This is a genomic window from Citrobacter arsenatis (genome assembly GCF_004353845.1).
Classification (GTDB): domain Bacteria; phylum Pseudomonadota; class Gammaproteobacteria; order Enterobacterales; family Enterobacteriaceae; genus Citrobacter; species Citrobacter arsenatis.
Map to the genome: position 1 here is coordinate 96,459 of NZ_CP037863.1, position 23,007 is coordinate 119,465.

26 protein-coding genes are annotated in these 23,007 nt (G+C 48.5%); 2 read left to right on the top strand and 24 right to left on the bottom strand.

Annotation, left to right across the window (positions count from 1 at the left end; all coding sequences use genetic code 11):
* Positions 1–10 precede the first annotated feature (10 nt).
* From traG to E1B03_RS00740, 23 genes are all read right to left on the bottom strand, one after another.
* On the bottom strand, positions 11–3,301 hold the full coding sequence (gene traG, locus E1B03_RS00620) for a conjugal transfer mating-pair stabilization protein TraG (RefSeq protein ID WP_133085544.1): 3,291 nt from the start codon (positions 3,299–3,301) through the stop codon (positions 11–13).
* Positions 3,301–4,665, bottom strand: coding sequence for a conjugal transfer pilus assembly protein TraH (gene traH, locus E1B03_RS00625; protein WP_057064242.1), 1,365 nt, complete (start codon positions 4,663–4,665; stop codon positions 3,301–3,303). The genes traG and traH overlap by 1 nt, the downstream gene beginning before the upstream one ends.
* A gap of 279 nt (positions 4,666–4,944) precedes the next feature.
* Positions 4,945–5,544, bottom strand: a complete 600-nt coding sequence (gene trbB, locus E1B03_RS00635; protein ID WP_057064240.1) for an F-type conjugal transfer protein TrbB — start codon at positions 5,542–5,544, stop codon at positions 4,945–4,947.
* 214 nt (positions 5,545–5,758) lie between these two features.
* Entirely contained in the window at positions 5,759–6,229 is a 471-nt protein-coding gene (locus E1B03_RS00645; protein WP_057064239.1) for a hypothetical protein, read from the bottom strand.
* A gap of 10 nt (positions 6,230–6,239) precedes the next feature.
* The gene (traF, locus tag E1B03_RS00650; protein ID WP_061548431.1) at positions 6,240–7,022 is read right to left on the bottom strand and encodes a type-F conjugative transfer system pilin assembly protein TraF; all 783 of its coding nucleotides are present in this window, start codon (positions 7,020–7,022) and stop codon (positions 6,240–6,242) included.
* Positions 7,019–8,893: a type-F conjugative transfer system mating-pair stabilization protein TraN gene (gene traN / locus E1B03_RS00655; protein ID WP_133085545.1), complete on the bottom strand. Its 1,875-nt coding sequence runs from the start codon at positions 8,891–8,893 to the stop codon at positions 7,019–7,021. Before traN ends, traF begins: the two co-directional genes overlap by 4 nt.
* The gene (gene trbC, locus E1B03_RS00660; protein WP_061548356.1) at positions 8,890–9,510 is read right to left on the bottom strand and encodes a type-F conjugative transfer system pilin assembly protein TrbC; all 621 of its coding nucleotides are present in this window, start codon (positions 9,508–9,510) and stop codon (positions 8,890–8,892) included. The genes traN and trbC overlap by 4 nt, the downstream gene beginning before the upstream one ends.
* A gap of 10 nt (positions 9,511–9,520) precedes the next feature.
* Complete coding sequence (traU, locus tag E1B03_RS00665; RefSeq protein WP_061548355.1) at positions 9,521–10,513, bottom strand: conjugal transfer pilus assembly protein TraU; 993 nt, start codon at positions 10,511–10,513, stop codon at positions 9,521–9,523.
* Entirely contained in the window at positions 10,510–10,833 is a 324-nt protein-coding gene (locus tag E1B03_RS00670; protein ID WP_057102329.1) for a hypothetical protein, read from the bottom strand. The genes traU and E1B03_RS00670 overlap by 4 nt, the downstream gene beginning before the upstream one ends.
* Before the next feature lie 48 nt (positions 10,834–10,881).
* The gene (locus E1B03_RS00675; protein WP_057102328.1) at positions 10,882–11,103 is read right to left on the bottom strand and encodes a hypothetical protein; all 222 of its coding nucleotides are present in this window, start codon (positions 11,101–11,103) and stop codon (positions 10,882–10,884) included.
* A 97-nt stretch (positions 11,104–11,200) separates the two neighbouring features.
* Entirely contained in the window at positions 11,201–11,647 is a 447-nt protein-coding gene (locus E1B03_RS00680; protein WP_133085546.1) for a hypothetical protein, read from the bottom strand.
* A 191-nt stretch (positions 11,648–11,838) separates the two neighbouring features.
* The gene (locus E1B03_RS00685) at positions 11,839–12,159 is read right to left on the bottom strand and encodes a hypothetical protein (protein WP_057102325.1); all 321 of its coding nucleotides are present in this window, start codon (positions 12,157–12,159) and stop codon (positions 11,839–11,841) included.
* Positions 12,156–12,791, bottom strand: a complete 636-nt coding sequence (gene traW, locus E1B03_RS00690; RefSeq protein ID WP_057102324.1) for a type-F conjugative transfer system protein TraW — start codon at positions 12,789–12,791, stop codon at positions 12,156–12,158. The genes E1B03_RS00685 and traW overlap by 4 nt, the downstream gene beginning before the upstream one ends.
* The gene (gene trbI, locus E1B03_RS00695; protein WP_119173768.1) at positions 12,788–13,204 is read right to left on the bottom strand and encodes a type-F conjugative transfer system protein TrbI; all 417 of its coding nucleotides are present in this window, start codon (positions 13,202–13,204) and stop codon (positions 12,788–12,790) included. Before trbI ends, traW begins: the two co-directional genes overlap by 4 nt.
* Complete coding sequence (gene traC, locus E1B03_RS00700) at positions 13,201–15,804, bottom strand: type IV secretion system protein TraC (RefSeq protein WP_061548353.1); 2,604 nt, start codon at positions 15,802–15,804, stop codon at positions 13,201–13,203. Before traC ends, trbI begins: the two co-directional genes overlap by 4 nt.
* The gene (locus E1B03_RS00705; protein WP_061548352.1) at positions 15,801–15,986 is read right to left on the bottom strand and encodes a hypothetical protein; all 186 of its coding nucleotides are present in this window, start codon (positions 15,984–15,986) and stop codon (positions 15,801–15,803) included. The genes traC and E1B03_RS00705 overlap by 4 nt, the downstream gene beginning before the upstream one ends.
* Positions 15,983–16,540: a type IV conjugative transfer system lipoprotein TraV gene (traV, locus tag E1B03_RS00710; protein WP_061548351.1), complete on the bottom strand. Its 558-nt coding sequence runs from the start codon at positions 16,538–16,540 to the stop codon at positions 15,983–15,985. The genes E1B03_RS00705 and traV overlap by 4 nt, the downstream gene beginning before the upstream one ends.
* A gap of 81 nt (positions 16,541–16,621) precedes the next feature.
* Positions 16,622–17,122, bottom strand: a complete 501-nt coding sequence (locus tag E1B03_RS00715; protein WP_061548350.1) for a hypothetical protein — start codon at positions 17,120–17,122, stop codon at positions 16,622–16,624.
* Between the two features lie 8 nt (positions 17,123–17,130).
* Complete coding sequence (gene traB, locus E1B03_RS00720) at positions 17,131–18,540, bottom strand: F-type conjugal transfer pilus assembly protein TraB (protein ID WP_061548349.1); 1,410 nt, start codon at positions 18,538–18,540, stop codon at positions 17,131–17,133.
* Positions 18,537–19,277 carry a type-F conjugative transfer system secretin TraK gene (gene traK, locus E1B03_RS00725; protein ID WP_119173764.1) on the bottom strand — a complete coding sequence of 247 codons (741 nt, stop codon included), beginning with the start codon at positions 19,275–19,277 and terminating at the stop codon, positions 18,537–18,539. Before traK ends, traB begins: the two co-directional genes overlap by 4 nt.
* An 11-nt stretch (positions 19,278–19,288) precedes the next feature.
* Complete coding sequence (locus tag E1B03_RS00730; RefSeq protein WP_061548347.1) at positions 19,289–19,873, bottom strand: TraE/TraK family type IV conjugative transfer system protein; 585 nt, start codon at positions 19,871–19,873, stop codon at positions 19,289–19,291.
* 5 nt (positions 19,874–19,878) lie between these two features.
* Positions 19,879–20,181 (bottom strand): type IV conjugative transfer system protein TraL, encoded by a 303-nt coding sequence (traL, locus tag E1B03_RS00735; protein WP_115285464.1) that lies wholly within the window; start codon positions 20,179–20,181, stop codon positions 19,879–19,881.
* A 2-nt stretch (positions 20,182–20,183) separates the two neighbouring features.
* Positions 20,184–20,537 (bottom strand): type IV conjugative transfer system pilin TraA, encoded by a 354-nt coding sequence (locus E1B03_RS00740; protein WP_061548345.1) that lies wholly within the window; start codon positions 20,535–20,537, stop codon positions 20,184–20,186.
* Between the two features lie 198 nt (positions 20,538–20,735).
* Here E1B03_RS00740 and E1B03_RS00745 point away from each other — a divergent pair, with 198 nt between their 5' ends.
* Positions 20,736–21,377 (top strand): Arc family DNA-binding protein, encoded by a 642-nt coding sequence (locus E1B03_RS00745; protein WP_133085547.1) that lies wholly within the window; start codon positions 20,736–20,738, stop codon positions 21,375–21,377.
* Positions 21,378–21,408: 31 nt separating this feature from the next.
* Here E1B03_RS00745 and E1B03_RS00750 read toward each other — a convergent pair whose 3' ends face one another.
* Positions 21,409–21,801: a relaxosome protein TraM gene (locus E1B03_RS00750; RefSeq protein WP_100280319.1), complete on the bottom strand. Its 393-nt coding sequence runs from the start codon at positions 21,799–21,801 to the stop codon at positions 21,409–21,411.
* A gap of 654 nt (positions 21,802–22,455) precedes the next feature.
* On the opposite strand from E1B03_RS00750, the gene E1B03_RS00755 reads away from it, so the two are divergent.
* The gene (locus tag E1B03_RS00755; protein WP_133085548.1) at positions 22,456–22,989 is read left to right on the top strand and encodes a lytic transglycosylase domain-containing protein; all 534 of its coding nucleotides are present in this window, start codon (positions 22,456–22,458) and stop codon (positions 22,987–22,989) included.
* Positions 22,990–23,007 lie beyond the last annotated feature (18 nt).

Consider the following 23,007-nt stretch of genomic DNA (forward strand, 5'->3'; position numbering starts at 1 on the left):
CACACTCCTATCACCCTGCTTTTTTGCGCAATTCAGCCAACCTAGCTTGAACATCTTCTACGCTCGGGTCCGTAGGGATAAAATTTTGTTTTCCCTTCTCAGTTTCATAACCCGAGGCAAATTTACCCTGAGCGTTTTCTTGTTCTCCTTTTAATATACCACTGGATGCCTGAACAGTGGATTGTTTTTTAGCAATTTCATCAGCAGAATCGTTGATATTATGCAGATTATCAGATCTTTGTTCCGCAGCCCTACGTTTCAAGTCATTTTGAGGCTCAAAAGTCTTTCCAGCCTGTTCACGCAATCTTTGCTGATTTTCCTTGAAAGAATCAGACATATCATTGCCTGTGATACGCCCGCCCGCGGCATTTCTGTCAGAGGTGATGTTTATCGCCGTACTTACTTGTTCAGTTTCAGAGGCATACTCGCTGCTACCTACTGAATGGTTTTCACCACGATGATTGTTAACTACTGGGGCTGAACGGTATTCTTCACCACCATATTGATTTCTAGTATGGCCACTATGATTCTCAGCACTTCTCATTGTCTGTCCATCGCTGTAACTATGTCCTGAATCTGCTAAGGACGATTCATTTGCTCGGGCAGAAGTATCTTGCCTTAATGGCATGTTCTGATCGCCATACAATCTATTACTCCCATATAAATGTGAGTCGCCAGAAGATGCACTAATTACCCCTTCTGAACTTTCTGACATATTGTAATGCCCACTCCCTTGTGTATCTGCAGCTCCTGTCATTTGCTGATTACTCTGAGCAGGATGCACAATATGTTTACCACTGAATGGTTCATGCTCTGAACCGGTTACAAGGTCTGAACGACCCTGCTGATAATCTCCGGTAATTTCAGGTTTCAGACGTTCATTCACAAACTCCATTGCCGCTTCACGCGCACTTGGGGCACTTGTCAGCATACTCTGTGCTTTGTCGCCATACTTATTAGCCGCCCAATCCACAAACTCCTGAGTGTAGTTGGTATCCAGGCTTGCACTCTGATTCTGTGCAATAGTGGCCATACGGCTGAACTCATCGCTCTGTGTCGAACTGGTTGTGTACTGATGATACTTACTTTCCGCATCATTAAGCGTGGCTGCAAATTGTTGAACATTGCTGGTTGCCGCATTCTCCGTATGATTTGAGCCATCACTCACTCGGCTACTGGTAACCATATCCATACCCTGACGGAAGTCATTAACTGCCTGGCTGTTCTTGTCATGTCGCAGATCTTGCGTACTGGAGTTAGTATTTTGTGTTCCGTGTGAACTCCCATCAGTCCCTTTGTACTCAACCCCCGTATGCCCCTCCACACCTCCGCTGGCACCCAAAGTCCATTTGCCAATTTTGCCTATAGCTGAATCCCCAATATCTGCTTTACCATAAATTTTACCACCCGCATTAAAGCTGCCTTCCTGTGATTTAGACATCAACTGGTTGTATGCTTCCTGCGTGGAGATATTGTTTGCTTTGGCGTAGCTCTCCGCAGCGGACATCATCATACTTGCGCCACGTGTGGCATTTGTTGCCTGGCTGTTTTCACTGCCTGAACTCAGGCTGTCACTGGTACCACTCTGGCGAGATAACTGCGACAGTTGAGACCAGCCACTAGTCACGCTATGGTTATAGCCATCCAGTGCTGTTTGTGCCTGAACCTGCGACTGACGCGCTGATTCCTGAAATCCACTGCTGGCCAGCTGGCTGAGTTTCATATTCACCGGGAGATTAGACATAGCACCAGAGCCATCAATAACAGTATGGCCACCGGCAGTCATTGTCTGTGTAGAACCATTATCAGCCTGCCATGTCTGTTGGCCCTGACGTTGTACCAGGTTTGTATCCATTTTGTTCTGGTTTACGTTGTCCATCGACATATTGTTAAACGACCAGTTTCCATCTGCAGTCGTGGAAGATACACCTGCAGCCGTGAAGGCCGCCGAACTAAGCATACCTCCTGCAACCTGTGATCCGATTGCCGCCGCGCCCCGGGTAAGGTAGAACGAGAGAACAGGAATCGAGAGTGAAAGATATCCGGCCAGGTTTGCCACATCCGAATGCTGTAACGCCACAATATCTTTGTTAGAGAGGACGAGTGCCGTCCCTCCAGTTTTCGACTGCAACCAGTAATTTGAGGCGTAGTTAAGGATGGCGAACATGATTGGCCATAGCTGGAAATAGATAAAACCACTCACGTATATTTTCAGTGTATTCAGGCCGAATACACCGTGGTTAGTGGCCGCTAAAGCAATCATTAACGGGAAAAGACACACCAGGATCAACATCAGCAGTGATTGAGCAAATGGCAGTGTGCGTGTTGCCAGTTCGTTCCCTGATGCCCAACTGAGCCGTTGCTTAGTGGCCGCATTCTCTGTCGCCAGATTCAGCAAGTTTGCGGTATCTGACGAACGGGCTGCGAACCCTTTAATTCCCTGTCGTATCGCGCTGTTGGTGATATTGTTCTTCATAATCTGCGAGGCAGTCATTCCTCCGGCATAAAAGAAGCCGTAGCTGTCCCCCATCGCACTGGAAAGCAGTGTTGCTCCATTGATTTTATTGCCGAATATCTTCTGCGTCAGCCAGGTAAACGTGGCGCTGCCAGGATTAGCTTCAACGTTGGCCAGCGTTTTAATTTCCGCAGCTGCCTGTTGGCAGGTTATAAACTGCCTCGTTGTGGAGGATGTTTTAAATATTCCACGCAACGGGCTTGGGTTACTGGTGATTAGCGCCAGCGGATCGGACGAGTTAAGCAGCTGATTCACGGTGTATTTCCCGTTCAGCAAAATGTCACCAATTACGCAGTTTTCCACATAATCCGGCAGCATCTGTGCCAGTTCCGGGTTCTGTGTCGTGAAGTCACTTGTTTCGGCCACTATCTGTGAACCAAAAAGCATCCCCGTTTTGCTGTAGGTTACTGAGTCCGGGCGAGCCATCAGAGAATCGTATAACGAAGTCATCTTATAGCCGACACTTGTCGTCAGAGAGGCAATACCAGCCAGCCCAACCGGAACATTATCGGTTTTCCAGACAGCTGCAGGATCAGATATATCGATCACCTGAACGGAACGCTTCGGAACTAACAAAATCGTGGTAATAATCATGAAAACAGCCAGCCACTGCACAAACAACATCGGGTTACGTTGTTTGATAAACATGATCAACGCAGCCAGTACCCCGAAGGTTCCCGCCATACGCAGCAGCGTACTGAATGTACTGGATCCGATGAGGGTAACAACGGCGTCCAGCGCCGTTTTCCACATCCCCCCACCGTAAATGGTGTAAATCTCAAGCATCAGCGATCACCCCAATGGTAGTTGCTCTGGTATGAGCCGGAAACGATGGTGGATACCTGCTGTTGCAGGTACTGCATATTGCGGTCGATACCATCCAGCGCATTCTGATCTGCAGCTGACTGCAGTTTCATGTCAGCCAGAAGCCCCTGCGCGTGAATAACGTTGTCACGCAGCTTCGCGGCGGCTTCTTCCGGGAAATTTTTACCCGCCAGGGACATACTGGCCTGTTTAACAAGCTCCTGGAGATACTGAATCATCAGATCCTGCGCGATAAAATCCGACACCTGCAGCAGATAGGTCGCGCTCATTCCCATGCTCTGAGCGTTGGTCAGATATTTCAGTACCGGGACCGACGTGGTGTTCACAAACCCTTTTTCCTGGTCGGTCAACGGCCTGTCATCTACAAGTTTGTTCTGCATGGAGATCATCAGGTTTTTAACCAGGGTAACAAGAGCGCTTGATTCAGAAATACTGAGGTTGGTGACGACCGGATTAAGACAGAGTGAGGCTTCATCACATCCGTATACTTTCGCTGTACCACCGCGCATCAGGACTTTTATCAGGTCACGGTTATCAACCAGCGGCGTAAGAATAGTGACATCACCATTCCTGTTAAAAATGATTGAGCCGACGGTACTCATCACCAGTTCTTTCAGGGCGCGGTCACCACTCAATAATCCATTTTTGCTGAGTGAATCCCAGATGAGATTCTTGTTTTTCAACACCTGGTCTTTCTGCTTATCTCCGGCCCGCGACGTCACACTGTCGCTCTGCCCGCCGACCGTACACCCCTGACGCGATGCAGCCCAGTCCGCAAACATATTGGTTTCACCGGCAATGTCCTGACAGATCTTTTGTTGTGACACCTGTGTTACCGGCCATAACCCTCCTATGATGCCCTGTGCTGCCTGACACGAACTCATATTCATTGAGTTTACATCGCTGGCCAGTTTTTGCAGGAAGTCCTTAGCCTGTTTCAGTTCCGGGACCATCGTCTGCAAAGCAAGGTCAAAGGCATATCCCAGCGCGTTGCTCATGATCTGTTTAACAAAGCGCTGAATTTCTTCACCGCTAATCATGCTGAATGCACCAAGATAGGCATCAATGCCACCGCAGCCGGCATTGAGGGAGGGTAACTGCATCGAAATCAGTTGTACGTTTTTAACCGGATTTCGCAGATACACCGAACCACCTGAAAAGTAACCCGCAGCCTGTCCCTGCCATGCCTGCGCCTGCGAGACGTTTCCGCTGTACCCCAGACTGCCAAAAAATCCGTTCAGATCACCATTTACATCGGCCCGGACAGGGGATACTGACAGGCCCATAAAAAAAATACCTGTGGCTACTGCCAGCGACTTAATCATGCCCATGCCTCCTGAAAGCTGGTTTCTGAAGCGAAATCCGCAACGCATAATGTCCGGCAGTACAAGCCATAAAACCTGTGCTCAGTGAGAGCAAGAGCAGTACTGGTATGTCCTGCAGAAAGGTACTCAGCTCAGATTTTGAAAGCCCCCCTGCAAGTCGGGCAACCAGGAAGCCATAAATTGTCGCGGATACCAGCAGCGTCACGCTGAAAAGAAGCCAGACGCGCTCGGTACGCGAGAACGCATACGAATGTGTAGTCATTTTGTAGTCCGGTTTTATTACTGAGGAGTGACCTGCGCACTTGCCGGCATGGGGGGCAGCGTTTTCGGATCAACATTGTCGAGGTCAGCTTGTATGAGGCTGGCCATCCGACTTTCAAGAACAGGAATATCCATCACACCCTGCGTTAGTGGATAAGCCCTGAGCGTGTTGACGTTCACCATGAAGGCCGTCGGTGTGGCAATCGGCAGACCGTTACCAAAGAAGGTGACAATCTCATCTGCTATAGGGGAAGCAGGGTCTGTCTTGCGTGGTATCATTGGCGAGGGGTATGACGGATCACCGCCTCCATCGAGCGTATAAGGATAAACTTTGATATCGTGCTGATCGGCCCATTCTTTGATTTGAGGGTCGAATTTTGCGCTGTACTGACAATGTGCTTGCATAAACAATACAACCGCATAGTCTTTCATATTAACCTGACGACCGTCAGGTAATGTCATCAGACTGAGTGTCGTCCCGGGAGATTGTTTTGTCAGGGCAACAACTTCCGGAGAATTTATTTTAGCCTCATCCATTGCGGCAAGTTCATCCCGAACACTGGCACTGGTTATCAGGGGAAACACCATCAACAGGCTGGCGGCGACTTTACCGATCATGCAGTACCTCCCTTATTTGAAAGGTTACAATCTTCAGTTTGCCATTCATGTACGCATGCGATTGTCATGAGTGTCACTGCAAGTGCCCACATCAGGTAACAGGTCCAAATCAACAGGTTTTGGGTGAATGTCACCGGCGCTGCAACCAGATAATCCAGGCACTTTGCTGCCACACCCCACCACAGGAGATAAACCAGCCTCACAAAGCATGATTTCATGATTTCATTCTCCTGAAGATAGAACGAGCAGGGATGAGCGCGCCACTGAATAACCACGAGACAAATAACCCCATAACCACAGACAGCAGATACAGTTGTCGTATGGTGCTATCAGTTTCCTTTTGCCATTCGGAGGCTGGTTTCCGTCCGGTCAGGCATGTTGCTAAAAACATCGGTGAAGACTGTTGCAGAACGTTATCCTCTGCGGACAGGGATGGAATGGCCCGTTCATCAGGTAAGTCATCGTGAGATATCTTCGGTTTGTCACACACAGAGATATTGACCATCCCATCCGGAGCATCAGCGATAAGGGACCGGGCAGTCGAAAGGAAGCTGCCGGCAATCGAGTTGTTAAATGAAAGTGTGATAAACAGGAAAAACAGCACCAGAGAGGGCGCCGTCACCAGAGAAAAAAATGCGACACGCCGCAACGTGCGCGCGGCACGTATATATGCAAATTTATTCACGGGAAAATCCTTAAGAGGCGGGTCTGAACCCGTTGGATACATTAAGAAAGCGCTTGGCAAGTTCATCCTGCGTCATGAAGCCGTAGGACAATGCGCGATAGTTTTTCTTCTTGGGATCAACCAGAAACAGTGCCGGGAAATGCGTAATGTTCATAGAACGGACCTGACCTGAGTCAGGGCGGCTTTGTGGTAAGGAGGCTGCAACCTGTCCATCCACCGATACGGGGATCAGTGATATTCCATTGGATTTAGCAAAATCAGCAACAACACCGGCCATCTGTACATCAATGGGGTCGCTGCCACGGTAAAAATAGAAGAGGCCATACTGTTGTGACATCTCAGCTACCGCGTGCTGCCGTGCCTGCTGATCTCGCGTCTGAACAAACGGAGCCATACTGTTGTAATGCGGATACTCAAGATTGTAATCGAGATCCGGATGACTCAACTGGGCAGCCGCAAAAGACTGGCTGAACATTGATCCCCTGTCAGTCCAGAATTTCTGCCAACGCAGGAATGTGGCTGTATTTTCCCTTGTCGGATACAGGATGGCGCGATTAAGCGCCTCCATTGTGTATCCTCTGAGTACCTTTGCCTGTTCCTGGGCAGTCATTTTGCTGAGGTCAGGAATGACTGGCGGCGCGGGTTGTTGTTGTTTTTGTGGCTTTTCAGGCGGGGTTTTCGGTTCGTTGTACCAGAACCAGCCGGTAAAGGGAGCTGCCGGTTTCACAATCTCATCTGCTGTTGCAGGCAAACTGACCGTCAGCACCAGGAGAGCTGTTATGAGTTGCCTCATTTTATCCCTCCCTGACCTTGTTGTTGCTGTACCTGAGCCGCGATTCGGTCTTTTACCTGTTTCACCATCACAGATGAATCCGGGATTTTTTGGTTATCCATCAGGTCACTGTAGAAGTCAGAAAAATTAATTAAGTCAAAATTAATATTCTGCAATTCCGGGATAGTGATTCCCCGACAGTCAGGATTCTTACCGCTTCCAAACCCAACACCAAGCTGATCGCGACGCCCCTGCTCCTGAATTATACGAGCCAGTTTTCCCTCGAACACGCAGTAAACTTTACTCTTCTGAAGACAAACACCCAGAACCTCACGATCGCAGCGTTCACCAAGACTGACCGTAATCTTTTTCGCTTTTGCTTTACCCAGCGCCAGTTCTTCACTGTTACAAGCCGACAGCCCTACATCCTGGCCCCATCCGGAGTCTTTACAGCAGTTAGAAAAGCCGGCAATAGCCTTGCGGCAACTGGTCACTTTCCCGGTAAATGCCCTGACATCCATTGCATTCTGACCCTTTTTAACATCATCTGCCGCAGATGCCAGTCCAGCCAGTTTTGACACTGCCTCGTCAAAACCACTGTCCCCGGCGCCATCCGTGTCACTGCAGTCCCCCGTTTTACAAAAGTATTCACCACCGCAGATAATTCCACCTGAAGTGAACTTACGCTGACATTCGTAGTTAACCCTCTCATGCTCGCAATAACTTCCGTTTTGAGTCAGACACTGCGTTCCCGTCACGGTACACGCTGGATCATTCATCAGTGGCTCGCAGGTACCATTTGAACCTGACTGAACCAGATACTGATCCAGATACTCCCAACAATCACTCCACACCTGCTGGACAACACCATCTATAGTCACAGGTCTGTATCCTCCGGCCTCTGAGCAGACGCTGGATACAAAGACAGGAGCGCTTTTGGCTGCAAGCACACCTCTGCTCTTTTGAAATCCACAGGATTCAGTCCATTCCACTTTTGGTACGCTGTTATTTTTCTTCACCCGCAGAACCAGACGGATAGACATCGGGACATGTTTATAAAATTTCTGTCGGCCCGAACCGTCCCTGAGTTCATGCGGATGAGATGACGTAAAAGCAACGCCGGCGGTCAGCGTCGCCGGTACGGGTGTGAAGCTGACATTCTGGTAATTGCCTTTATTGTGCCAGGGAATTTCTGCCCCCAGAATGGAAACATTCATGAAGAAACGGGGTTTATTTCCGGTGTTATTTTGCCATGAATAAGTGGCCTGAATAATTTCCCCGCTCACCTGGGGAACGATGGTGACGATATTTCGTCCGTTAATTTCCTGCATGGGTATATCGTAGAGTTCGTATTGCAACGTCTGAGTTTCCCAGGTGGAATCCCCCTCAATAACAATTTTTGCAGTACGGCTACAGCTTTGTTCTATCCAGGCGTCACGCTCGCAGGTGTATTTCTCGAATTCAGACTTTGAAACGTTCGTTTCCTGACATTGTTGAGGATTTCCGGTTCCGTTGATCATTCCGTCAGCATTTGATTCTGCATCCTTACCTGCTGTAATAAAAGGAGCATTAGGATCGATAACCGGTAACGGGTTTTTTGTTCCGGCATCGATAACTGCCTGACCAGCATTACTGTTCAATAACCCTTCCATGCCCTTATTGACAAGTCCACCATCATCTCCGTTTATTCCGCCGTAATACCCTGTTTCAGGTGGATTTGATGTATATCCAGGGATGCTTCCTGTTACTGAATCCGGATTATTCAGGCTATTAGTTCCCTGCCCTTTATTTCCTTTTCCAAATTCAGCCCCAGAATTAAAAGCATCGCTGGTTGTATCAGCCACGGCCAGTAACGGCAAAAGGAGTATCAGCCCTCCCCAAAATGCTCTCATTCTCCCTCCTTCAACAACCGTTTTGCTGTTGCTGCACAGTCTCCACGTTCAGCCACTCTTTCCAGGGCCTGTCTGAGAGGAAGACTGCCGCGAATCACATCAAAATGTCCCGGACAGGTCACTACCAGAGCAGGTATGGCGGTAATGCGGTATTCGGAATACAGTGTCGGATCTATTTGCACACCAATATTTTTATCTTCTTTAGCCAGTTCAAATATCGTCGCAGCGGTCTGACGCATATCGTTGTTAACCAACCCGCGAAGAGTAGCGGGAATGCCATAACGGTTTGCATCACGAAGCATGGGTAACAACCCCTCACGGGGCAGGCCCAGACTGACAAAATAGATGGCGGGGAAAGTACGCTTCTCCACATTCTGGCTGGCCTGTTGTTGACGGTTAATATCCTCCTGAAGACGGTTAATCTGTTTCTGTTGCTCGATTGGGAGGGGCAATGTCTGGCCCTGAAGGTTCTGTTTAAATACTTCCAGCTCCTGCTGTTGCTGTTTGATCCACGACATATCCCTGACGGACACAGCAGACTGCTCACTGGCTGATACAAACGGGGTGCAGAATATAAGAGTGCAGGAAAGCAGCACCCGGCACTTTAATGTTTTCATTGTTTATTCCTTACAGAAAAACGCAGTTACGCTTGCGCCAGAAGAGGTAACCGAAATTCTTTTTCGAGTTTGGGGAATTATGTTTAATCCCCCAGGTTTGAGTGGTAGCACCAAACGCATGGCAATTTGTGCTCTCAGGGAACATGTTCACCATCTGATAACGCCAGCGGTCTTTCGGAATGATGGGAGACGGATACTGATTACAGACGGCGTTATCTGCACCAATGGAATTCCAGACCAGGCCTTCACGATGCATCTTGAACGCCATACGCTCACTGACAAGAAGTGATGATTCCAGAGGGGAAAACTCACCGCTGGTAAAACCTGTCATCGGATACATCGATCCCTGGCTACCTGCACACCAGAATAAAGGGGCCAGAGGGCGCCCGGCAGCGCTGGCCACAGAATCCGCAGCGCAGGCCGCCTGTGCAATCAGATTACCGAAAAGCGACGCTTCCGGATTAATCATCATGGACAGCGTGCTGTCATTCCATAACGGGTCAATTTCAGAGAGGTAAGCGATATCCAGGTCCCCTGTCTGCAGACAACCAAGACTGGTAATAATGTTGAGCCAGAAAATCAGAGGGTATTTGTACCAGTGGACATGGTAGAACGTGCCTGCAGCAGGACGGTCACTCTGACCAGCAGTTCCTGTTCCTGTCCGACCGAGATCAATTTTAAATCCGCCCATGTTCACCATAACGCCAGGTTCACGGGTCACATCAACCATCGCCATCGGTTCCCAGAATCCAATCGCCAGCCCAATACGGTAGAGGATTCCAACAGGGCAAATTTGTATGGGAGACGCGGGATTACTGGTGTCAGGCAGCGGACCGGAGGCGAGCTTGATGTTACCAATTGACATCGGGAACATGCACTTCCAACAGATATCGGAAATTGGATTTACCCATCGCCCCTCACCAGCATTACTGGAGGCAAAAGCCTGAGACGGTGTACAAACCAGCACCAGAAGTAATGTGGCGAACCAGACAAAGCGCCTCATGCTCTCCCCCGAAGCCACACACAAACCGGACCGTCTTCAGTGTCATGTATTGAACCAATAAACCAGCCATCTTCTGAAGGAACAGAAGGCTGCCATTCACTGATATCAGATGCTCCGTTTTCCCAGGCTTCAATAACCTGCGGAGGCGCATCGTTTTCCAGCCAGCGAAGTGCACAGACAAGTTGATTCATGCGTAACCATTCATTGAAATCGGCCTGGGAGGCCTCATCACATGAAGGCTTAAAGTAGTGTGGGTGAGTCCAGAATCCGTTATGGTCACGGATCACTGCAACCGCTTTTACAGGTTCAGAGTAGGTCATGGGGATCTCCGGATGTGCCACCATCAGAGCTGCTGGGGCTGGAAAATATCAGTGGTTTTTAGCACTGGCGGCCGCTTTCATAATGATGGCCAGTCGCTGTTCCTGTGTCATTTCATACAGGGCAAGAATGCCACCACGCATTACGGCAGAAGGTTTGTAGAGCGGATTCTCATTGAGGATCTCATCCAGCCATCTGGCTGAGCCTTCATCATGACGTAGTGACGAGATAGTATTATTCCGGCCCTTTTCACATTCAGGGTCTTTTTTCATGGAGTTACCTTGTCTGGGTTAAACAAAAACGGGGAGCTGGCTGAGCGCAGAGCGACGTCCAGATGCCAGACATGTTGATATCAAGTGGGGTAAATCGTCAGAGTGGTGTTGGCTGAACGACAATAAATGCGTAGCCGTAATCATCGTCAGACTCAGCGTACTCGGTCGCGCCGGTGGCGATTGCGTTCGCAGCCTTAATGAGATACCGGGAAAGTGATTTACGAGAAGTTTGCCGCGTTCCCTGGACAATAACGACGATATGGCAGGCCAGACTCCCTTCAGCAAGATAGCCAGCCATTTTGATCCAGGGGGGTAACGCAGAACCCGCTGCATCCGGGAAAAAACCGGGGGGGTCAAAGCACAAACGAACGTGCACATGCCAGTGAGCAGAGTATTCAGGAAATGTTAAACCGGTATTTCCATAATCACCACGATAATGGCATCCTTCAGCATCCACTGGCAGTTCGTTGTTCGTGATACTGTCGGCAGCGCGTTCAAGACAAAACACCAGGTCGCGAGTTATCGTGTGTGGTTGTGCATTCACACTGACTATCACCTGAGTAAGAGGATAAGCACATTTTTCCCACTCCCCCATCACAGGAGGTGCATCCTCGGAAAATGGCTGTGGAACAATGACATTTCTGTCCTGACTATCTTTTTTCATTACCGAAAAGAAAAAAAGGCAGCCGTTCAGTATTACGATCAAAATAATCAAAAACAGAAATTTTGGCCACTCTATGTCCATGACTCAGTCTCCTTCATATGCGATAGCATCAGAGCAACCAGGTATTCAGGAAAACGCTCATCTCTGTTTTCCGGTTCGACCAGCTCCATCTGATTTGCTCTTAGCCAGTTAAACCATGCCTTCGTCACCAGTACCGGACTCCAGGAGGCAATCTCCGGATATAAAGCCTTAAGTTTGTCTGCCGTTCCCTGACGGTTGTGCTTATTTACAGATTTGCCGGGGAGTTTACGGGGGAAATTACGCTGTCTTTCGCGTGAGGTAACGACAGTGCGTATTTCGGGAAACAAATCACCTAACGTTGTTGCGGTCATTTTTTTACTCCTGATACCGGAATTTCTTCCACTTTCAGTACACGGCCATCGGGCGAAATTCGAACAGGGATGTTTGAGAAGCCAAATTTCCGCGTGAGGGTTCCTGACTGGTCGAAGTAAATACGTTCATTCAGGCTATCGCTGGTATTCTTGATATTGCCTTTAACCAGAATTACCTTCGCGTTCGTCTTACCGGCAATCTCCTTTCTGGCCCATTCCATCTGATCTTTATTATCACCATCGATAAAATACAAAACCTGATTGAAAGGAACTTTATCCAGTGGATTCACCTGCTCCCCTTTGCGCGCAATAACATTTCCCTGCATATCCGTCACGGTTTCCTGGACGGTAAACGTGGGATCAAATGCAAAGCTGCGGTATTTTTCAGCATTGGTTAGTCCACTGACAGCAGGTGGCCGGACGGCATTCTTCTTCACCCGGTCAACGGCTTCTGCACGCAATTTGTCCAGTTCACCGCTCTGCTCCATCCCCTTCAGACGGTTCTGGATAAAATCCAGCATGTCCTGTTCGGCAGGTTCAAACACATTTCCCCAGGTACCGAGATCTTTCGCACCGCTACTGGCTGACAGAGCCAGTAGTACCAGGGCTGTCAGTGCAAATCGTTTATTCACTGTCCCTCCTGAGTACGGCGGGCGATATCGCTACGGATTTCGGTCGTGATATCCGGTAACGGGCTGACAGCAGCAGGTTTCACCAGGATGATAGCGTTATGCGAGGTTTGCCACTCATTCAGGCTATCGGACATCGCCGTGTTGAAACGGCTTGTCAGTGCTTTCGCCTTGTCCTCATCGAGCTGCAGTTGTGCTGACTGCTGCATGAAAAGGTCGATCGTGCCTTTCATGTCGAAAACCACAATTTCCGGGGCTGTGAGTTTTATGTAAGCCCCTGTTATTCCTGTCAGCACCATTTGAGAGGCCAGCACACAGGCAGCAAGTTTTACACTCCTGGAACTAAGCCAGCCCGACATTGTTACGCCGTGTCGCACTGTGCCGCCGCTGAACGGTTTTTCGTTACTGTCACTCATGCCGCTTCCACCCATTCTTCAAGTTCATGAAGTTCGTCTCCAAACTTCCTCTCTGCCAGCAAATAGGCGGCCTCCTCTGATGTGGCCCCTGCTTTCTGAGCGTTCTGCATATATGCGAAGTCCTCACCACGGGAACTGAACATGGCGCGAGTAACAGGATCAACAAACAACCGATGGAAGGAGCTGTATTCGCCGGCACTGATAAGCAATGAACTGTAATCGGTCTGAATTGCCGGCTGGAAACCACGGATAACTTCCTTTTCCATGTCCGAGAATTGATCCGGATTTTCGGAAAGGTATTGTTTGAATGCCTTCGTATCCTGCAGCAGCGTGATTTTGGTCGAACTGTTGTTCCATGCTGCTTCAGCTTCCTTACCGGCACTGAAGTCTTTGATGCCCTGAGTAATCGTAATGAATGCACCACGATGTCGGCGAACAGTACGGTAACCAGTTTCGATAAAGCGGGCAGCATGAGGATTAGAACCACCGAGCAGTCGCCAGGCTTCGTCGATAATGCAGACTTTTTTGAGATCTCGCGGGCTGTGGTACATCTTTTCCTGAATCGCGAGGATGAGAGAAAACAGGATAGAGGAAAGTAACTTCGGCTTGTTTTCCAGACTCAGAAGCTCCAGCACAGCAAAACGGGTTTCGTCATCAAGAGTAGGTTTGTCGGCATTAAAGTATTCGCCATCAGCCCCCCAGGTACAGTAGGTTTCCAGCAACATGGCCAGTTCAGCCATTCGGGCAATGATGGTCGGTTTGTCTGCAAACGCGGTATTAACATCCTCACTGGTCAGATAGTTATAAACATCATCTATACGTGCCCGGTTTTGCTTTTGTTCCCAGGCGTGCATGACCGCTTTTTTCAGTATTGCTTCACAAACGACATCCAGTGGTTCGGTCGGGCTTGCCAGTACCGCAAGAAGTCGAACAATCCCTTCTGCTGAAAGCTTGATGTCTCTGACGTTGGCAAACGGATTAAAACGAAGTTGAGCACCATCCAGATACACACCACCGGCCTGCAGGCAGTAGTTCTTGTAGCTGTCACCCATATCAATAACCCAGCCAAATCCACCTGCGTTCAGCACATCGCGGAGAATACTTTGTGTCAGGAATGATTTACCAGCACCAGATGTTCCCGTGACAGCAATGTTGAAGTTGGTACTGCCATTTTCTTCGTCGAACATATCGAAGAAGGCTACCTGGTTGCGATAGGTCGGCAGCGGCATTCCTCCACGTGACAACTGACGTTCGGCTACCACAGGCATCAGGCTTACCGCATTCCATGATTTTCCACGTAATGTGGCACCCGTCGTTTTAAGATCCTCCCACATTCCCTCCTGCATAACGAACGGGAAACTGGCCAGCCAGTTACGCATCTGCTGGTACTGAATCGTGACCATTTCCAGTTCGTTTTTACGAAAGACGTTCACGGCAGCAAGTTCACATTTCTGTGCTTCTGTATTGTTATCTGGTGTAAACAACGTCACGTTGAAATACGTGCGGCAAAGTGCAATTTCATTGGTGGACAGCTGCTCACGGGTTTTACGCCATTCATCTGCTGCTTTTTTGGTTCCTGGGAACAAAGCACCATAGGCTGAGTTTGCTTTTTTGGACAGATCCGTATCCTTGCGGAAGGCCTCACTCTGACTTGCTGTCTGCTCCTCGAGCTCGGTTGTCCAGGTAATCATAAACGGGCAAGGAATGCCGAGGTCCGGGAAGCGGATATTCTGCAGGTTATCCGCCCCCTGCCAGAGCGCAAAGCGACGTGGATTCTTGCTCAGCTGCATGTTTACGATACGACAAGCTGATGCCGGAAGCCGTGTACCGTCCGTTTCAATTTTTTCAGGTAATTCAATACGTAAATGTGAAGGATGAACTTCAAAGTCAATGGAAGGGTCAACCACCTGACGATTGAGCAATTCATCCTCGTTATAGTCGCCCGGAGACGTCATAACCTGCTCATGACGGTAGTTCACCATTTCACGCATAACTGACAGGAAACCGTTCACGTCAGTATTGATGGAATCAATACGAGCCGCCCCCAGAGAAACACGAATGGTGTTGCGCAACTGAACCAGCTCATCCATCACCTGCTGAGAAAATCGTTTAACGGCTTTACCATAGACAATAAATATCCGGTAATTACGCAGGTAAAGCGGGTATTCACGCTTGTTTGCCAGACCGTGTAAAGCTGATTTCTCCCAGAAGGCACGGGTGATTTTATTCAGGTGATCGGCCATCTGGCCTTTCCACATGTCGGTACTGACGCCAGCCGCAATGCGCTCACCCACACATTTACTTGCAGTCAAAATAACGGTGACAGGTGTTTTACGAGGCAGTTTCTTACGCAGCATGTCATCAAGAGCCGCCATCACCTGCTCATTAGCCCCCGGTAGCGGGGCCAGTTCAAGAACAAATCCGGCCGTACCCGTATTAATGAACAGATCATTTTTATCATCGTAATAACGGTATGGCAGGCTGGCAACGAGGGAGGGGTAATCCCATGTTTGCTCAAGATTAGCGCGAGCAGTTGCTGCTCCATCCTTGTGCTGTCCTCTTTCAATCAAACCCATCAGAGTGTCCAGAACACTGCTCATTTTCGCCCCTCCACAACAGAACGGATCAGCTCAAGACGGCGCAGCCGGGCCTCTTCAGTGAGGTTGAAACACACAGGCCCATCGACACTCATCTCCATTCGATATCCGGAATTGTTTAACACCCTCCCTTCGGCCAGCAGTGTCATATCTGGGGAAGTGGGATCATCTTTTAAACTGATCATTCGCCCCCCTCCCCGATAACACGGTAGCTTTCATCCCAGTGCGATTTGTTTTTCACAAACTCGACCACGGACGGTTGATGGAAGTTGTCATCGGTATCCACCCACGGTGCAATCCACAGACGCTGGGTCGCGTCCGGTATACGCTGCGCCTGAACCCGTCCTGCCGTATTGACAGGTACTGACTGCCCAACGGCTGAAGAAGTAATACGCGGAGTCACTCCGGTCTGCATCGTTCCTGCTGGTACAGCAGCAAGAGGACGTGGCGCGATTAACTTAGAACTGGGAGATCCGGTTGCTGCGACTGAAACAGGACGTGACGTATTAACGACAGGAGCCACATTGCGCAGTGCCGGTAGGGTTTCACCCGCAGGCTTTTTTGCAGCTTTATCCGCAGTGAGGTCGTCAAGGCTTTTGCCCTGGGCGGCCAGTTTATTTGCCTCCCCGGTTGTGAGGCACTGGTCGGTCGCGGTTTTATTACAGTCAAAATCAGAATTCATACCGGCGCAGCCGGTCAGTACGCTACACAGCAGTGCAGCGCCCATCAGTTTTTTCATGGGGTAACTCCGATAAATTATTAGGTACTAATGGAAGTAATTGAGGATGAAAATCAGTGTGGCTGGAGTCCACAGAGTATATTAACGTTCACGCCCCCCGCTCCCCTCGCCGTTGCTGTCCGGGATGTTCTGAATGAACCGGAAGTGACATGTTTTCGTGGATTTTCCTGATGTTATTTCATACCGGTATTTTTTTTCTGCCTCATACCACTGCTGAATAACATCCAGAGAAAGCTCCTTTCTTTCGGTAACCGTGGATTGTAGCCACTGCCACGCACCGATGTTCAGTGGCTTATATATGGCCAGTTTACTGTCCAGTACTTCAGGCCAGGAACCAGGAAGAGTGCCAAAAATTTTCATAAACAGAAAAGGGAAAAGGCACATGCCAACAAAGATGGCAGTACACTGAAACCACCAGGATGACCACCAGTATGTATATACATAAATCCATACACCTGCGTTGAGGAGACTGAACGTAATTGACAGTATCCAAATCCACGTGATGCGTGGAGGATGAGCATTGTCGCGCCACATCCGTATATCCACGCCAATCTTGTTAAACAACCTGTCGTTATCATTCATCATCCACCTCAGTTAATCGTGTCGCCGAGACGCAACTGGCTGGCCTGTCGTAACACGTCATCCGGGTTAATATTCCCCACTGAAGCCGTGCTGTTTGAGGTGGTCTGGCTGACGGACTGAGGCGCGGCTTCACTCTGTGTTGAATTTGCAGCATTCTGCAGGGCTTCCTTCGCTTTTTGCTCTTCCGCATCCTCCAGCGTTTCCAGGCGGAAACCTTTCTGGAACACCACTGTGACCTGGTTACCTGCACCGATATCAATGATCGGATGGTATTGTTCGGCTCGCTTAATCCAGTACTGACTCAGCGTATCAGCAGCCTTGCTTGCCCCACCACCGAACCCTTGTTTAAACACATCACCGGCACCAACATCGGCAGTAGCTCCAAGCCCCACAGACGGCGTGGCAGCAGATTTAATCCCCTCACCGAAACCGGAAAGCAGACCAGCCGCACCTGCATAACCCACAATCATACCGTTACGCATAACCGGTTTTCCCCGGATACCTCCTTTGCCCTGATAGCTGACATGACCGTCAAACTCCATATCGATATGCTTTCCATTCTTCAGTACACAACTGATCGATTTAGTCCGTACCTCACCACGCTCACTAGAAATATCGCCCCAGATTTCACCCACAACAAAACAGCCATCGGCGCTGTATTCTTTATTGTTGGGCATCTGGATATTGCCAAGTAACCGGAAGGTGACTGGACGGGTATTCTGCTGGCCAGTCACGCTGGCGTTAGCATCAGCACCTTCAATCATAATGGCTTCAGAAAAAGAACCTGACGGGATCCAGGGTAGTTTTGTTGGTTTCTTTTTCAGACTTTCATAAGTGAATTTTGAGGTGGTAAGTCCCCCCATAACCCGCTGGCCTGAACCTCCTGGATAAAACCCTGCCCCCTGACCAGCATGAACAGCGCCATTGGCGGACGGCGTGCCTGTTGGGGTGACAGAATATTCTGGCGGTCGGGCCTGACCGGCAGCAACAGGACCAGGAAGTGGTGTTCCGTTCTGGTCAGCAGGTGGTGTCTGCTGGCCACTGGTCGAATTGCTGCCGGAGGCTTTCTGGTTTAACAGGTCAGTCAGACGCTGTATTTCAGCATCCTTTTCAGCCAGCTTCTGGCCTGTATTAAGTATGTTCTGGTCAAGCTTTTGTGACAGCATGTTGACATTCTGCTCAAGCGCAGACGTTTTGGCCTGTTGCTGTGCCAGTGCGGCATCATTGACCTTTTCATTGAATGAGGCTGTAACCACGCCCGTCATATTTGGCACGGCAGCGGGTGGCGGTGCTTTCTGTTTTTCCTGATATTGCCCATACCCGTAAACCCCTCCAGCCAGAGCAGCCCCGGAGGCAATGACGGCCGCCAGAACAGTAATCTGTCTGCGTCGGGTTTTGAGATTTTCATTCAGACTCATGAGCGCGGTTCTCCGTCATCTGAAAAAATAACCCAGGCATATCCTTCTCCACCGGCGTACAGCTGATGCCGGGAGAGCATCACAGCCCTGACCCCTTTACGCCAGAAGTCACGTTCACGCAGATTCTGAGTAATACTGCCGGGATTGGACATACGGAAGCGCACTATTCGCAGATGGTTTCCCACAAACTGGCGTTCAGGAACAAGGTGTACCGATGTGCCTGGGTTATATGCTGGCATACGACTTATCGGATATTCCTGGTAGTCATCAGGAACGTCGCCGTTAACAATAATACGTGACAGGGAAACGAGAGTTTTTTCATAGCTCTGCCCTTCCTCCCACGCTTTCGCATCATTGTTTTTACGCAGCGGTGGAGATATGGGGGTAAATCGCAGTGTTTTACCGTTTCCTGGCTGGGGCCGGACATTGAGGCTCAGAGAGGAACCCCGGTCAGTCTGAATGAATACAGTGAAGTTTTGCCCGACTAGTGGTGAAAGAATAAGGGCGCCGTCATCTGTCTGGCTCTGGTCATAGGCACCGGATGGTCCGCTGATGCTGGTAATCAGTTCTCCGTTAATAACAACCTTACTGGGATTGGTATTGCTGAGAGTGACATTAAAGGCGGCGTCGTTCTCAAACGGAATGGCTGCGGGGGCGGAAGCGGCCCGAAGGCCGCTGGTAAAAAGTCCCGTTGCCAGTAACACAGCAACAGCTGCCGGTGAAATACGGATTTTCATTGGCAGTCCTGTCAGTTAGTGGTGGTGACCGACTGAAGTTCTTCGAACAGGTGAAGATTTACCAGTCCTTCGATATAACTCAATTTCAGTCGGTAGGTTTTTTCCTGGTCCTTTAGCGGTGTGGTGATAGCGCCGTTGGTTGTGGAGGACTTCAGCGTTCCGCTGAACTCGACCACGCCAGGTTCATTCATTACCCTGATTTCCTTTGTATCAAAGCGGGTGGTGATTCCGCCTTTCTTGATACGTTCAGCCTCAATATCCAGTGCTTTCTTCAGTTCATCCCGTTCGGCGGATGGGACGAAACCGAGAAGCATTTTCTGGTTGTTATCAACGTTTTCAGGACTGACATTCAGTCGCCAGTAAATAAAGGCTGCGGCGAACATGGTCATTCCAGTGGCGTCAGCACCAGAGGCATCAGAAGTAAATGGTTGGTTGAATGACATGGGTGTGGTGATGGTTTTCTGTTTTGTGGCGAAATACCACGCAAGAGACCCCGTCAGAACATTTCCCACGGCGCTGAGAAGAAGCAATAAAGCCAGAGCAATAAACGCATAACGGAGTTGTTTATCGCGCTCGCCTTTAATTTTAAGCTTCATATTAGTTAAGCTCTCCAGTGTCGGAAACTAGAATCAGGTATTTGTTGAAAAGTAATTTTGAATAGCAAGGAAGGTAGATGCCAGTAGCAAAAATTGAGCAACCAGTACGACCCCTGCCCTTTTTTCAGATGCCTGATTAGCGCCCACAGCAGACCCGCTACAACGGAAAGTTCCAGTGACATATCGTTAAGAACCCCCAGAATAATTAAAGGGGCAACAATAAGAACCTCATCAAGTGGAAGACCGAAATAACGTTCCTGCTGATTGAGAGTTTCCGGGAAGTGGTATTTATCTTCTTCCCCATTCATTGTTAGCTCGCAATACCGAAAGCGATGCGAGTAAAAATGATACACAACACGATACCGACAAATACCAGTGGTGAGCGCACTTTAATGTAAATAAAGAGGCCCATGATAATTTCGGCTATGTAAAACCATTTTACAAGAGATGAGCCGGAACCAAAGGTTGAATTGACGGTAGCGTTTTGGGTAGCCAGTAAGTCAGTGCCGCCTGCCAAAACCGGATGTGCGACCATAAGTGAAATTAAAATTAACCCTCCATTTTTAATGAATTTTCTAATCTGGTGATTCTCACGAGCTTTACGAAATAAAGACGCTACCGCCCATCCCTTCACGACTTTAAGGGCATTACCTTGTGTGGACATGCTTGTTTTCTCCGGAAGTAAACAATGTGTTTGTGCATAAGTGTTTGTTTACGCACGCGATATTGTCCCATGACCCTAAAAAAAAAAAACCGTGACACATGTCACACTGTTAAAAGTTTTTGGGAATATTCCTAATATGTAAGTTCGGTAGGCTTTGTCTCTCAGACTGACGATGTATCGCTTGCGAGATCTATAGCAATGAAAGTAAAAGAGAAAATGTGGGAAGGGCGTGGAAGGCCACGTAAATTCCAGCCTGGTGAGGCTGTTGAATGGAGGCTACGCGCTCCCGATAACTTACTCATGGAGCTTAGGGTGTGTGCCCGCTTAGGCAAAAGAAGTGTGAATGATGAAATTATTGCAAGGTTATTACTATCACTAAATTATCAGCCAAATAGCCCTGTAATTAAAACGGCAGAGGGGGAACGTTTGATTGCGCTGGCTGTTAAATTTGAAAACTGGCTTAGTTCCCTGCTTGATGATGAGAGTTTTAATCCTGATAAAAATACAGAGCCCAGTGCTTATGCAGAACGGTTGTGGATGTGGCGTGAGGGTGAGCGTATTTTACTGCCGGGTAAAACCACGGGGTATAGTATGCGAATTCCTGAGAATCTGGCGGAAGAGATTCGAACTATGGCGAGGGTTCATAAACGCAGCCTTAATGATGAAATGCTGACAAGGTTGATGAATACTTTTGGATATTTCACAGAGAGGATTCTTGAGCAGAATGAAGATGCGCAGGCATTGAAAGTTCTATGTCTTGAATTTGAAGTGTTTTTAAAAGAAAAAATCGCCGAGGCTGAAAAGAGTGTACTGCCCAGAGATAAAGACGGTACACAGTGATCGATGAAGCCGGTCCAACCCGGCTTCTGAATTACTTCTCATCGATGATGAAGTGCTTTCGGTCAGCTTCATCTTCGGCATCGTTAATGGCGCTAATGTTATTATTTATGAGGTCATCCAGTGATACACCCGACTGTGCCCCCTTGAGGTTTACATAAATTTCTGACACAAGCGCCGTTAAAATCATAATACCTTCTCTGGAGCCGGATACTTTTCTTATCAGGTCACGCCTGAATCCATCGAGGTCAAATGTTGAACCTTCTTCCTTTGATTTATGAACCATAAGTCCGAGGCGAACCAGTTCGTTAACTGTTGATGAGTAGTTGGTTTCAGAACCGGTTGCGCCCTTCTGTATCTCTATATCGACAATATCCTGAATCTCTCTGTCAATTTTATCTTTGAAGTAGATGTTCTTGCGCGGCATAATATTTTCCTGAAAATTTCATGCAGTGCCGTATGCGGCACTGTGCTATCCCGATGAGACAGATTTAATACATCAGAAAGCTGCTGTTTTAAAGTCCTTGTCGGATATTAGAATCATAATCAAGCTTTTATGTGTGTGGTAATCCAGCACTATGATGTGTGTGCATGCAGCACCATCAGGTGTGTTAATTAGGCACCATTATGTGTGTTGATCAAGCACCACTGCATTTTAAGTTACTCTATTATTTATATACACACAATCCCCACACATCACAGTGCTTAATCAGGCACTGCAAGGTGTGTTAATCCGGCACTGTTAAGTGTGGGGTAACGGCACTGCAAAGTGTGTTAATCCACACACCTTTTATCACTATATACTCGCATTCCGCATTGCGGCTTAAAGTAGCATGATGAAATTAAAGAAAAAATCTGCAAGATGAAATCTTGCGTGGGGTGTGATGTTTTAATGGGTGAGCAAAGAGCGGCAAGTTAATAACCGTGTCATGGTTGATTCCCTTATTTGAGGCTGTGGCTAAATGCATGATTTGAAGCGCTTCCGCGCGTTTGTAGGAAATTATCTTGATTAAAATGATCTGGCGGGATATTTTTTATTGCATAGCATGCACAGGCTTATGGTAGACATAAGGGCCACAGGATGAAAATAACTAAAACCCCGGCCTTATTGCTGGCGTTCTCGCTCTCAGCAACGGCTACTCCTCAAATGTGTTTCGACCAGGCGGGGAGAGATTACCAAATAGATCCACTTCTACTTATGGCAATATCAATTAAAGAGAGCCGTCTTAAACCTGCAGCGATTAATGGATCTAATGGTAATGGAACGGAAGATATCTGTGGTATGCAGGTAAACAGTTCTCATTACGAAAAACTTAAAAAGTTTAATATTACCCGCGAAAGATTATTAAGCGATCCATGTATATGTGTGTATTCAGGTGCATGGGTTCTAGCACGTAACTTTCAGTCTTATGGGCGAAACTGGGATAGCGTAGGAATATATAACACGGGACCTCGTGATGAGATGATAAAAAAACGAAAAGCTTACGCCACAGACATTAAGAACATCTATCGAATTCTCCTTGCAAGAAAAATAATCATTGCAGGCTCATCGGGAGATCGAGACTCCCTATCTATTGAAGAGATAAAAGAAATCGATGTAAGTAAAAACCAATAAAAAAAGCCGCTCACTTGA